Here is a 12,356-nt window from a genome sequence, read left to right as displayed (position 1 = left end):
GATATTTAATATCTTTTTATAAGTGATTTTTTATATAACAAATTGAGAATGAAAGCATTTCTGTTTATAGAAATACTTTCATTCCTAAAATTTATAATTGTTCTTAAATTTATTATGTTACGATTTTAGTAAACCATATTAACCTAAATCTATTAGTTAAATAATTCTATGACTCCGAGGCTTATAAGTAAGAGTCCTGAAATTAACGGAGCAAATTTACCTAAAAATTCGCCTAAGATATGGTTTCCAGCTCTTTCGCCAAGTTTAAGTGTACAAATACTTAATATAAATGTTAATATGACTGTAAGTTCTATATTAACGCCTGTCACGCTTGCAGCAACTCCTGTACCAAAGTTATTAAATGTTAATGCAAAAGCTACCAAAAAGGCTTCTTTTTTATCTATATCTCCTGACTTATCTAAATCTGATTTTTCTGCATATTCGATCATATCATTAGTATTCTTTAAAGCGAGCTCTTTTATTTTTTTATTATTTATAAGTTTAAAAATACTTTGAATTACAAAGTATAATCCTAGAATTATAATAATTCCAGCACCTAAGCTATTTGATAAAAAGCTTGGTAAAAATTTAGATACATATATTCCAAGTAACATAGATAAAAATGTTCCAGTAGAAGTTACAAGTGCTACTATAAGATTTGCAGTTGTGTCTATTCTTATTTTTTTTATTCCATATGCAATACCTATAACTAAATTATCTAAGTTAGAAGATAAACTAAATAATAAAGCAGATAAAATTAATATCATAGATGTCATTCCTTCTTAATTATTACTTATATTTAATATATGGTTGTGAATTTGTGTGGTGATTAAGAATTTTTAAGCGAAATTACGTTTAATTACTAACATCGATTAAATACATAAAGATATTTAAGTTGTATTTTACAAGATGTCCATTCAAAAATGTGTGGATTAAATTAATAGTGGGAGGAAAACTCTTCTAAGGCTCTGGAATACCGAAAAGAAGAGTTTTTATCTTTTAACATGTTAATAGACTTAATCACAAAACACTCCTAAAATATTACTATTAAGCTTGGCCAGTAAATGTTAAATATAAGAGAACCATATTTAGTGATATGATTATAGCCGCGATGATAATACCTAAAATTCTTACCCAATTGCGATTTGCCATAATACCCATTAAATCCTTACGCCTAGCTATAGTTAGCATTTGTATTATCGGAAATGGCAATATGAAGCTAAGTGCCACTTGGCTTAAAACAAGGGCATTCATTGGATTTATTCCAAGTGCAATTATAGCCAATGCGGGCATCATAGTTATAAGTCTTCTAATATTAATTGGTATACTTAAATTAACAAAACCCTTCATAATTGTTTGACCTGCCATAGTACCCACAGCAGATGATGACAAACCTGAGGCAAGTAACGCTATCCCAAAAGCTCCGCTAGATAATGAACCTAGTAAAGGTTGTAATGATGCATGGGCTTGCTCCATTGTATCAACAATTAATCCATTTTTATTGAATACAGCAGCAGATACAATAACCATTGCAGCATTCACTATAAAGGCAATATTCATAGCTATTGTTACATCAATTTTTTCCATTTTTAAATGTCTTAGTTTTCCTTCAATGGATGTATCAGTTCCTCTATGCTGAACCAAATGTGAATGAAGGTATATTACGTGAGGCATAACTGTTGCACCAAGCATTCCTACTGCGATTAATAATGCCTGACTATTTGGCAGTGATGGAATTATTGTATGAATGCCTACTTGAAACCAATCAGGTTTGGCAAGAAATAATTCTATTGTATATGCAATACAGATTATTGCAACAAGAACTGATATTATTATTTCTATAGTTTTTTGACCATACTTTTCCATATAACAAATGAAGAATGTTATTATTCCTGTAATAAATCCAGCATATATCATTGGTATATGGAACAATAAATATAATCCCAAAGTTCCACCTAGAAATTCTGCTAAGTCAGTTGCCATTGCACCTATTTCTGCAACAATCCAAAATACCCAATTGGTTTTTTTAGAAAATACTTTAGCACACATTTCTGGAAGGTTGTGGCCTGTAGCTATTCCTAATTTTGCAGACATTATCTGTAAAAAGATAGCCATTAAGTTACTAAATAAAATTACCCAAATTAACGCATAACCAAATTCCGATCCTCCACTAATATTAGTTGCAAAGTTGCCAGGATCTATATATGCTACACTTACAATAAAAGCTGGACCTAAATATTTTAATAATTGACTAAACTTACCAATACGAGCACTCCTGTCTTTTTTAAATGGAACAAATCCAGTAACAGATACATCAGTGCTTCTTAAACCTCTTTCGTTCTCCAAGAAAATACATCACCTTTCTTACTTTATTTTTTATGTGTCTAATTTTTTTAATCTTATATGTAATTAAGATAGTTATTATCAGTTAACTTTCTTAGCCTAGTCTAAATTATTTTATATTATAAGTTATGCAATAATATTCTAAATGTTACAGTAAAGTAACTTTTTCGCCATCAAAGCATATAATTTATTAAGTAGATTATTACGGGGAGCGAGTAAGTATATGGCTAAAAATGATTTCTATACTTTTAACGAATATATGAAGAAAGAAGACAGCAAGCTAACTGCGTCCATGGAAGATTACCTTGAGATGATATATAGATTGTCATTGAATAAAGGGTATTTAAGAATTAATGAACTTTCAAATGCACTTAATGTTCAACCTCCTTCTGCCACAAGGATGGTGCAGAAATTATCTGAGGAAAGACTTGTAAAGTATGAAAAATATGGAATTATAATACTTGAAGAAAGTGGTAAAAAACTCGGCGCCGCACTTCTTAACAGGCATCATATTATTGAGAATTTTCTAAGGATACTCGATATTCCTGATAAAGAAATATTAGATGAAACAGAAAAGATAGAACATACTGTAAGTAAAGAAACATCAAAATGCTTTCAGGATTTTGTACAATTTATAGAAAGTAACCCTAGTATAGCTAAGGCTTTTAAGGAGTATAGAGAGTCTATAAAATAGAAAAATGGAGATTGTTTATTTAAACAGTAATAAAGATAAATCAGATAGCAAGTTAAATCTTAATTATAAGGCTTAATTTATTATCTGATTTATTTATGTTGCTTTTATTTGAGTTTGAGTAAATATAATTAAATAGTAAATATAGTTTTTAGTATTTTCTAAATAAAGGTGCTTGCTGAAATTGCATTATATTCAAAAAAGTAAGCTACAAACTGTATTTTTGAATATTACGTTTTATAAGTGGAAGAAGCTTAATTAATTGTTTGATGCCTATGTAAAAATCTATATTATTACCTGTATACATAATAATGTAATTAATTAACATAGACTATATAATAAATATATAGTCAAAGAATAAAGGAGAGAGTTTGTGATGGTAAAGTGTAAGAATCTTTTTGAAAATAAAAATATTGAAGTTGTAGAATCAAGAGGAGGCGTTAAGGTTCTTGAATACAAAAAGGATTTGAGTGTAAGTACTGCAACTGCAATGTCTGCGTATTTTGCTTCAGAGATGAATGTTAGAAAAAGACAGGTTTTAATCGAGTTGAATGGTAATGCTTACACAATAAGTTCCGGGGTAATGCAGTGGACAGCAGGATCTGTGAGTATGGCTGCTGATATTAAGGGAATTGGTGATTTTTTTGGAAAAGCTATATCATCAAAGGTAACAAAAGAGTCTGCTATTAAACCAAAATATCAGGGAAATGGCTTATTAATGTTAGAACCAACATATAGGCATATTTTGCTTGAGGAAGTTTCGGAATGGGGAGGGATAGTTTTAGATGATGGACTTTTCTTAGCGTGTGAATCTAAGGTTCAGCAAAAGATAGTTGCGAGGACAAACATTTCTTCGGCAATGCTTGGGAATGAAGGCCTATTTAATTTGTGTCTAAAAGGTGAAGGGATAGCCGTGTTAGAAAGTCCTGTTCCAAGAAGCGAATTGATAGAATTTATATTAGATAATGATGAGGTACGGATTGATGGAAATTTTGCAATTGCTTGGTCTAATTCTTTAGAGTTTAGAGTTGAAAAGTCTAGTAAAAGTTTAATTGGATCAGCAGTCTCAGGAGAGGGATTAGTTAACGTATATAGGGGAACAGGAAAAATACTTATGGCTCCAATATCATAGAAATACGGATGTGAATATTTAATTGTAGAAGGATTGGTAAGAAATACTATAATTACTAATCCTTTTGCTATTAAGAATTTAAAAGGTAAGTCAAAAATAATGTTTATTTGGGATTAATAGTAAACAGGAGAATATAAAAAGTTAATAGAATAATAAATATAAATATTAAGATTGCTTAAAAACTAATATTCGGAATAATTTTACATACGAGGAATTATAGCTATATTATTAGATTTTTCTTGCCCAAAACATATAAAAACACGAACATTAGATAAATAAAAATAAAAAAAATACATAAAAAATTTAATTTACTATTGATTTATAGTCCAAAGTATTGTAGCATTAAGTATGTAAAATAAAGAGCTATATATTACGCACTGAATATATTACATTTTATTTATTCTATGCTTTAACATTCGATGATTGTATGGAAATTCAAAAAGTAATTTATTAGTATGTCATATATAAATAATGAAATTTTACCCGTATATGCTTGAAAATAAGGTTCAAGCGTTTCTACCGGACTACCGTAAATTGTCTGACTATGGGTGTTTATAGGTACTTGTTACTTATAAGCCCCTTTGTAAAAAAACAAAGGGGCTTATATTTTACAAGAAATCTTTAAATTCTTGTTATTATCTTTTATATTTTTTTCAATGTTAGTGCATCCTACTAACAGATGTATTATTTTGGAGTAGCAGTGTTAATTTGTGTAGCTCAAAAATAGGAGGAATCTATATTGGACAATGTATTAAAAAAATCGGTAAAAACAACGGAGGAGAACGGTATGTTAGAAAAAATATTTCACTTATCAAAAAATAAAACAACTGTTAAGACAGAAATGTTAGCGGGGTTAACAACCTTTTTAACTATGGCGTATATCTTAGTAGTAAATCCTAGTATCTTAAGTCAATCAGGTATGGATGTATCAGCTGTATTTACTGCAACTGCATTGGCTTCTTTTATTGGTACTGTAATTATGGCACTTATTGCTAATTATCCATTTGGTATGGCACCAGGTATGGGGTTAAATGCTCTTTTCACATTCACAATTTGTTTGGGAATGAAGTTCTCTTGGCAAACAGCTTTGGCAGCTTCATTAATCGAAGGATTTATATTTATGGCGCTTAACATATTTAAAATTAGACAAGTAATTATTGATAGTGTTCCGCCAACATTAAAATATGCAATTAGTATTGGGATTGGTTTCTTTATAACATTTATAGGTCTTCAAGATGCTAAGATGATTGTTGCTAATCAAGCTACATTAGTTGGAATAGGAAATTTAAAAGATCCAACAGTACTTTTAGCTGGTCTAGGTGTTATTATAATATCAATATTATATTATAAAAATGTAAAAGGTTCATTCATTATTGGAATGTTTTCTGTATATGTATTAGGAATGATTTTTGGAGTTGCTAAGGTACCTACAGGAATAATATCTATGCCACCATCAGTTGCTCCAATATTTATGCAATTTGATTTTAAGAGTGCAATGGTAATTGGTATAATACCAGCAATTCTTTCTATGTTATTTATAGATGTTTTCGATAGTATAGGAACTCTAATTGGTTTAGCTTCAAAAGCTGGATACTTAGACGAAAAAGGTAATGTTAAAAATGCAGATAAAGTTTTAACAGCTGATGCTATTGGATCTGTAGTAGGTGCATGTTTAGGAACATCTACACCTGTAGCATTTGTTGAGTCAGCAGCTGGTATTGCTGAAGGCGGAAGAACAGGACTTGCTGGTCTTACAATAGCTGGATTATTCTTCTTGTCATTGTTCTTTTCACCAATTTTAACTGCTATACCAGGTTTTGCTACAGCGCCTGTTCTAATAGTTTTAGGTGCAGTAATGATGGAACCAATATCAAAGGTTAATTTCTCAGATTTCACTGAAGGAATGCCTGTATTCTTAACATTGATATTAACTCTTTTAACATATTCAATTACAGATGGGTTAGCATTTGGATTTGTTTCTTATGTGTTAATAAAATTATTTACAGGTAAATCAAAAGATATTCCTGTACCAATGTATTTTATTGCCTTAGCATTTGTAGGATTATTCGCGCTTATGTAATAATAGATAAGAAGAGCCTCATGGTGTAAGAAAATTCACCATGGGGCTTTTATAAATTAATTACTATACTATTAATATTCCATGTTATTTGTTAAAAAATAATGATAATAGTGCTTTGACTTATTATTTAGTTGGCAATTTTTATTTTATATTGAAGATGTTTTTAAGGACGTCCGAAGATTTATAATTCCATACGTAACTTTACATACTTCTTAATATATTTTACGCATTTCTCGAAGCCGAGCTTACTGGTATCTAGAGACAGATCATAGTTTTTTACGTCCTCCCACTTATTGCCAGTATGGTAATAGTAGTAGTCACTTCTATATTTATTTAATTTCTTAATTTCCTTAATTGCTTCTTTTTCAGAAGCGCCAAGGATATCCATTTCATGCTTAATACAGTAATCCTCTGATGCATGAATAAAAATTTTAAATATATTTGGTTTATCCTTTAAGATATAATCAGCACAACGCCCTATCACAACATAAGATTCTTTATCGGCTAATTCACGTAACACCTTAGCCTGATAATTGAACAAATTGTCATTTGAAGTAAAATCATTACTTTCAGGTGGGATTAATTCACCGTTATATACTTTCTTTGAAACCTTATATAGCAAACTATTTTTTACACCTTCGTCTGCATTAGCAAATAGAGCTTCATTTATACCACTGTCATCTGAAGCCAAACGTAATAATTCACGATCATACATATTTATACCCAAATCTTTAGATAACATTTTTCCTATTGTTGTCCCACCGCTTCCACAAGTTCTTGTTATTGCAATTACAAACTTATCCATATAATCTCACTCCTTCCCTATATAGAAATTATACCACATTCTATTAAATTATTTAAGTGCTGCTTGAGCTATCTGAATATCTTCATCAATGCTTCCGCCACTAACACCAATAGCACCAATGATATTTCCGTTACTAACTATTGGTATTCCTCCACCTAGAATACAAAGTTCGCCATGTCCAGTATTTTCTAGGCCATAAAGAGGTTTGCCAGGAAGTACTAGATCATTAAGTCTTTCAGTAGACATTTTTAAAGCAAGTGCAGTATATGCTTTATTAAATGAAACTTTAATACTTATTAAGATTGAATTATCCATTCTATGCTGGGCGATAAGATTTCCACCATCATCAACTAATGCTATAACTACTGGAACATTTATTGACTCAGCTTTTCTTTCTGCTTTTTCAAGAATTTCTTTTGCCATTTTTAGTGTTAGCTTAGGCGTCTTTATAGAACTAATTAGATCACTCGATAACTTTTTTATTAAATCTTCATTTATCATATAATCGCTCCTATAAATATTATTTATATAATGTATTTAAGTTAAATTACTCCAATAATATTATATAATTTAACTAATTTTGCTACAGGTAATTTACAATTGTATAATAAGTAAAGTTCAGACTATACTTAAATTTACTTATTTTTAGTTACAAAATTATTACTAATGGTCCTTAGAAATATGCTACGATTATAAACAGAGTGGTATCAAAAAAATGTATTTAAAATTACAATTTTTTCGAGAGGTGAAAAAGAATGAAGTTAAATGATTTGCAGATAAATAAAACTGATTTAATGAGAATAATTCAAGAAACCGTTCCAGGAAAACAAATTACAATGGCTCATGTGATTGCGAGCCCAGACTCTATTATTTATAAGAAGCTAGGATTAGACCCTAAAATTGATTATAACAGGGCAGCTATTGGTATTCTGACTGTTACCCCAAGTGAAACTTCTATAATAGCGGCAGATATAGCAATAAAAGCGTCAGCAATAGAGATTGGTTTTATTGATAGATTTAGCGGAACTTTGATTATTACAGGAACAATTTCAGATGTGGTAATTGCTTTAGATTCTATCTTAAATTATGCAAAAAATACACTAGGATTTAATGTTTGTAATTTAACAAAGGCATAGGTGGTTTTATGAGAAAGATTATATTAGTTGGAAGGACAGGCTGTGGTAAAACTACTTTAACTCAAGCTTTAAAGGGAAAAGAGATTACATATCATAAAACCCAATATGTAAATAATTTTGATGTTATTATAGATACTCCTGGCGAATATGCTGAAAATAAAAAACTAGCACGAGCGTTAATACTATACTCCTATGAAGCCGATGTAGTTGGACTTTTAATGAGTTCACTTGAAGAATATTCTCTTTATAGTCCTAATATTGCAGCAGGAGCGACTAGAGAAGTAGTTGGAATTGTGACTCAGATAGATAATAAGAATGCAAGAGCAGATTTAGCAGAAGCATGGCTCAGTCTTGCCGGTTGTAAAAAAATATTTCATATAAGTTCATATACAGGAGAAGGAATACCCAATCTTTTGGATTATTTAAAAGAAGATGACGATATACTGCCTTGGGAAAAGTAGCTATGAAAGAGGTCTTAAAATTACATGTAAAGGTTTAAAAAGTGCAAATTTTATTTAAGGAGAGATTCGAATATGAGAAAAATTTTGATGTTAGCTGGCGATTTTACTGAAGATTATGAAGTCATGGTACCATATCAAGCCTTGGAAATGTTAGGTTTTAAAGTTAATGTAGTTTGTCCAGAAAAGAATGCCGGGGAATATATAAAGACTTCAATACATGATTTTGAAGGACATCAAACTTATACTGAAAAGCTTGGACATAACTTTCTATTAAATATGTCTTTTGATTATTTAAAATTAGAAGAATATGATGGATTATATATAACAGGGGGAAGAGCACCAGAATACCTTAGACTTAATACACGGGTTATTGATATTGTAAAATACTTTATGGAATTAAAAAAACCAGTAGCTGCTATATGCCATGGAATTCAAATATTAACAGCGGCTGATATAATTAAAGGAAGAAAGTTAACTGGCTATCCTGCTGTTAAGCCAGAAGTAGTTATGGCTAGAGGAATCTTTATAGATAAAAATCCAGATGAAACAGTGGTAGATGGTAACTTAATAACTTCACCAGCCTGGCCAGGAAATACGGCTATCTTGAAAGATTTTTTAAATATTCTTAATGTAAAAATTCAATTATAGATAAAAAGCATGTAATTTAGAATTATGTTACAACTTATCTAAATTAAAAATATTGTTGTTTCTCAGAACTATGAGAATTTTGCTGAAAGGTTATAAATGCTAGGTTGCATATTATGACCCTTGTGGCTACAAAAATGTTTATGATTTGAAGGATAGATATGCCACATTAGAAAGAGAAGGTGCCTTTTACGCAGTGTTGCATTGAAAAAATAATTACAAGAATTTCTTTAGTAAAAGTTATTCCATACTTGATTGTCTCGGGAACATGCGGGGATGAATGCAACTTTTACTGGTAGATGTCTACAATTATTTTTTCTAGCAACTGAGTAACAGAGCACCTTCTCTTTCGTTTGATTTATCATATAAGTCAAATTTACATGCTAGTTATTTATATGAATTTTGAGATAGTTTTAATTTTACAATATTTTAGTTTGAATTGTATTACAACGATTTCATACCTCTAATATATAATGAACTTGCACGAAATAAATTTTTACGATTTTTTGAGGAGGGAATTATAAATGATATCTAAAGGGTTTTCAAAACCAACTGAGAGGGTTGAAAGATTAAAAAGAATGATTGTGGATGCAATTCCGTATGTAGAATCAGAAAGAGCGGTTCTTGTAACAGAATCATATAAGGAAACAGAAGGTCTATCTCCTATATTAAGACGTGCTAAAGCCGTAGAAAAAATATTTAACAATTTACCTATTACTATTCGCGAAGATGAATTAGTAGTTGGTGCAATTACTAAAAATCCACGTTCTACTGAAATTTGTCCAGAATTTTCTTATGATTGGGTAGCTAAAGAATTTGACACAATGGGAACAAGAATTGCAGATCCATTCCAAATTCCAAAGGAAACAGCGGCAGAATTAAGTGAAGCATTTAAATATTGGGAAGGTAAGACCACAAGTGCACTTGCTGATTCTTACATGTCTCAAGAAGCAAAAGACTGTATGGCAAATGGAGTATTTACTGTAGGAAATTATTTCTATGGTGGAGTTGGTCACATTTGTGTTGATTACGGAAAGATTTTAAGAAAAGGGTTTAAAGGCATTATTGCTGAAGTTATTGAAGCAATGAGTAAAATGGACAAGAAGGACCCTGATTATATAAAGAAACAACAATTTTATAATGCTGTAGTAATTTCTTATAGCGCAGCAATAAATTTTGCACATAGATATGCTCAAAAAGCTAGAGATATGGCGGCTATAGAATTAAACCCTACTAGAAAAGCAGAATTGTTACAAATAGCTGCTAACTGTGAAAGAGTACCTGAAAATGGTGCAACAAACTTCTATGAAGCTTGCCAATCATTCTGGTTCATTCAAATAATGGTTCAAATTGAATCTAATGGACACTCAATTTCACCAGGACGTTTTGATCAATATATGTATCCTTACCTTAAAGAAGATAAAAACATCTCAAAAGAATTTGCTCAAGAGTTAGTTGATTGTATTTGGATTAAACTAAATGATATTAATAAAACTCGTGATGAAATTTCAGCTCAAGCTTTTGCAGGTTATGCTGTGTTCCAAAACCTATGTGTTGGTGGACAAAATGAAGAAGGGCTTGATGCCACAAATGAAGTATCTTACATGTGTATGGAAGCAACAGCTCATGTTAAATTACCAGCACCTTCATTCTCTATCCGTGTATGGCAAGGGACTCCAGATGAATTCTTGTTAAGAGCTTGCGAAGTCGCAAGATTAGGCCTTGGTGTACCTGCTATGTACAATGATGAAGTTATAATTCCTGCATTAGTTAATAGAGGTGTTACTCTTAGAGATGCACGTAACTATTGTATTATCGGCTGTGTTGAACCTCAATGTCCAAACAAGACAGAAGGCTGGCATGATGCAGCATTCTTTAATGTAGCTAAGGTATTAGAAATTACATTAAATAATGGTAAAGTAGGCAACAAGCAATTAGGTCCTATCACAGGGGATATAACAACATTTAAGAATATAGATGATTTCTATGCAGCATTTAAGAAGCAAATGGAATACTTTGTTTACTATCTTGTTGAAGCAGATAACTGTGTTGATTATGCTCATGCTGAAAGAGCGCCATTACCATTCTTATCAGCAATGGTTGATGATTGTATAGGAAGAGGTAAATCAGTTCAAGAAGGTGGAGCAATTTATAACTTTACAGGACCACAAGCTTTTGGTATAGCAGATACAGGAGATTCCGTATATGCAATTCAAAAACATGTATTTGAAGATAAAACTATTGCAATGGATCAATTAAAAGCAGCATTAGATGCAAACTTTGGACATACTGGCGTTAATGCAGTTAGTACAAGAAATAACAATGCTGATGTTACTGAAATGCAGATATATGAAGCAGTTAAGAGAATATTAAGTAATTCTGGATCAATTGATATATCTGAAATTCAAAGCAGAATCTCTTCAGAATTTACTTCACCTAAAACAACAGTTTCAGGAGATATTGATAATATAAGAAGACTTCTTGAAAGTACTCCTTGCTTTGGTAATGATATAGATGAAGTTGATATGGTTGCTCGTAAATGTGCACAAATATACTGCTTCGAAGTTGAAAAATATACTAACCCACGTGGAGGACAATTCCAAGCTGGAGTTTACCCAGTATCTGCAAATGTATTATTTGGTAAAGATGTTGGGGCATTACCAGATGGTAGATTAGCTAAGACTCCTCTTGCTGATGGTGTATCTCCTAGAGCAGGTAAAGATTGTGCAGGTCCAACTGCAGCAGCAAATTCTGTTGCTAAGCTAGATCACTTTGTAGCATCAAATGGTACACTTTATAATCAAAAATTCTTACCATCTGCAGTTGCTGGAGATACAGGATTACAAAACTTTGCTTCTGTAATAAGAAGTTACTTTGATCATAAAGGTATGCATGTTCAATTTAATGTAATTGATAAGCAATTATTATTAGATGCTCAAAAGCACCCAGAAAATTATAAAGACCTGGTTGTTCGTGTTGCAGGCTATAGTGCTCAATTTACTGTATTAGCAAAGGAAGTACAAGATGACATTATAAATCGTACTGAACATTCACTTTAAGCTT

Annotated in this window: 11 protein-coding genes and 1 riboswitch; of the genes, 7 read left to right on the top strand and 4 right to left on the bottom strand. The window is 31.0% G+C overall.

Translation table 11 applies throughout. The features are described 5' to 3' along the window. Positions 1-152: 152 nt before the first annotated feature. Complete coding sequence (ytaF, locus tag PZA12_RS19890; RefSeq protein ID WP_077837426.1) at positions 153-767, bottom strand: sporulation membrane protein YtaF; 615 nt, start codon at positions 765-767, stop codon at positions 153-155. A gap of 280 nt (positions 768-1,047) precedes the next feature. Next, complete coding sequence (locus PZA12_RS19885) at positions 1,048-2,346, bottom strand: Nramp family divalent metal transporter (RefSeq protein WP_078114684.1); 1,299 nt, start codon at positions 2,344-2,346, stop codon at positions 1,048-1,050. Between the two features lie 220 nt (positions 2,347-2,566). On the opposite strand from PZA12_RS19885, the gene mntR reads away from it, so the two are divergent. From mntR to PZA12_RS19870, 3 genes are all read left to right on the top strand, one after another. Then, positions 2,567-3,037 (top strand): transcriptional regulator MntR, encoded by a 471-nt coding sequence (gene mntR / locus PZA12_RS19880; protein ID WP_077837428.1) that lies wholly within the window; start codon positions 2,567-2,569, stop codon positions 3,035-3,037. Positions 3,038-3,410: 373 nt separating this feature from the next. After that, positions 3,411-4,166 (top strand): AIM24 family protein, encoded by a 756-nt coding sequence (locus PZA12_RS19875; RefSeq protein WP_077845073.1) that lies wholly within the window; start codon positions 3,411-3,413, stop codon positions 4,164-4,166. A gap of 463 nt (positions 4,167-4,629) precedes the next feature. Continuing rightward, a riboswitch (purine riboswitch) is annotated at positions 4,630-4,731 on the top strand. A 222-nt stretch (positions 4,732-4,953) separates the two neighbouring features. Next, positions 4,954-6,246, top strand: a complete 1,293-nt coding sequence (locus tag PZA12_RS19870) for an NCS2 family permease (protein ID WP_103698590.1) — start codon at positions 4,954-4,956, stop codon at positions 6,244-6,246. 181 nt (positions 6,247-6,427) lie between these two features. Here the strand turns inward: PZA12_RS19870 and PZA12_RS19865 are convergent, their stop codons facing one another. Both PZA12_RS19865 and PZA12_RS19860 read right to left on the bottom strand, forming a co-directional pair. Beyond that, positions 6,428-7,051: an AAA family ATPase gene (locus tag PZA12_RS19865; RefSeq protein WP_017209051.1), complete on the bottom strand. Its 624-nt coding sequence runs from the start codon at positions 7,049-7,051 to the stop codon at positions 6,428-6,430. A gap of 48 nt (positions 7,052-7,099) precedes the next feature. After that, complete coding sequence (locus tag PZA12_RS19860; RefSeq protein WP_077845075.1) at positions 7,100-7,552, bottom strand: GlcG/HbpS family heme-binding protein; 453 nt, start codon at positions 7,550-7,552, stop codon at positions 7,100-7,102. Between the two features lie 254 nt (positions 7,553-7,806). Between PZA12_RS19860 and PZA12_RS19855 the strand changes: the two genes are divergently transcribed. From PZA12_RS19855 to PZA12_RS19840, 4 genes are all read left to right on the top strand, one after another. Then, positions 7,807-8,187: a BMC domain-containing protein gene (locus PZA12_RS19855; RefSeq protein WP_077845076.1), complete on the top strand. Its 381-nt coding sequence runs from the start codon at positions 7,807-7,809 to the stop codon at positions 8,185-8,187. Positions 8,188-8,195: 8 nt separating this feature from the next. Further along, positions 8,196-8,648 (top strand): EutP/PduV family microcompartment system protein, encoded by a 453-nt coding sequence (locus PZA12_RS19850; RefSeq protein ID WP_077845077.1) that lies wholly within the window; start codon positions 8,196-8,198, stop codon positions 8,646-8,648. A 72-nt stretch (positions 8,649-8,720) separates the two neighbouring features. Beyond that, positions 8,721-9,296 (top strand): DJ-1/PfpI family protein, encoded by a 576-nt coding sequence (locus tag PZA12_RS19845; protein ID WP_077845078.1) that lies wholly within the window; start codon positions 8,721-8,723, stop codon positions 9,294-9,296. A gap of 521 nt (positions 9,297-9,817) precedes the next feature. Further along, entirely contained in the window at positions 9,818-12,352 is a 2,535-nt protein-coding gene (locus PZA12_RS19840) for a glycyl radical protein (protein WP_078114685.1), read from the top strand. Positions 12,353-12,356 lie beyond the last annotated feature (4 nt).

The organism is Clostridium beijerinckii (assembly GCF_036699995.1).
Lineage (GTDB): Bacteria > Bacillota > Clostridia > Clostridiales > Clostridiaceae > Clostridium > Clostridium helianthi.
The sequence above is the reverse complement of the archived record's forward strand: the minus strand, read 5'-3'. Positions and strand labels throughout refer to the sequence as shown.

What these genes read in the sequence shown, in the direction of transcription:
- ytaF (WP_077837426.1), bottom strand. Translation starts at nt 767, where the DNA reads ATGATATTAATTTTATCTGCTTTATTATTTAGTTTATCTTCTAACTTA.
- mntR (WP_077837428.1), top strand. Translation starts at nt 2,567, where the DNA reads ATGGCTAAAAATGATTTCTATACTTTTAACGAATATATGAAGAAAGAA.
- PZA12_RS19875 (WP_077845073.1), top strand. Translation starts at nt 3,411, where the DNA reads ATGGTAAAGTGTAAGAATCTTTTTGAAAATAAAAATATTGAAGTTGTA.
- PZA12_RS19870 (WP_103698590.1), top strand. Translation starts at nt 4,954, where the DNA reads ATGTTAGAAAAAATATTTCACTTATCAAAAAATAAAACAACTGTTAAG.
- PZA12_RS19865 (WP_017209051.1), bottom strand. Translation starts at nt 7,051, where the DNA reads ATGGATAAGTTTGTAATTGCAATAACAAGAACTTGTGGAAGCGGTGGG.
- PZA12_RS19860 (WP_077845075.1), bottom strand. Translation starts at nt 7,552, where the DNA reads ATGATAAATGAAGATTTAATAAAAAAGTTATCGAGTGATCTAATTAGT.
- PZA12_RS19855 (WP_077845076.1), top strand. Translation starts at nt 7,807, where the DNA reads ATGAAGTTAAATGATTTGCAGATAAATAAAACTGATTTAATGAGAATA.
- PZA12_RS19850 (WP_077845077.1), top strand. Translation starts at nt 8,196, where the DNA reads ATGAGAAAGATTATATTAGTTGGAAGGACAGGCTGTGGTAAAACTACT.
- PZA12_RS19845 (WP_077845078.1), top strand. Translation starts at nt 8,721, where the DNA reads ATGAGAAAAATTTTGATGTTAGCTGGCGATTTTACTGAAGATTATGAA.
- PZA12_RS19840 (WP_078114685.1), top strand. Translation starts at nt 9,818, where the DNA reads ATGATATCTAAAGGGTTTTCAAAACCAACTGAGAGGGTTGAAAGATTA.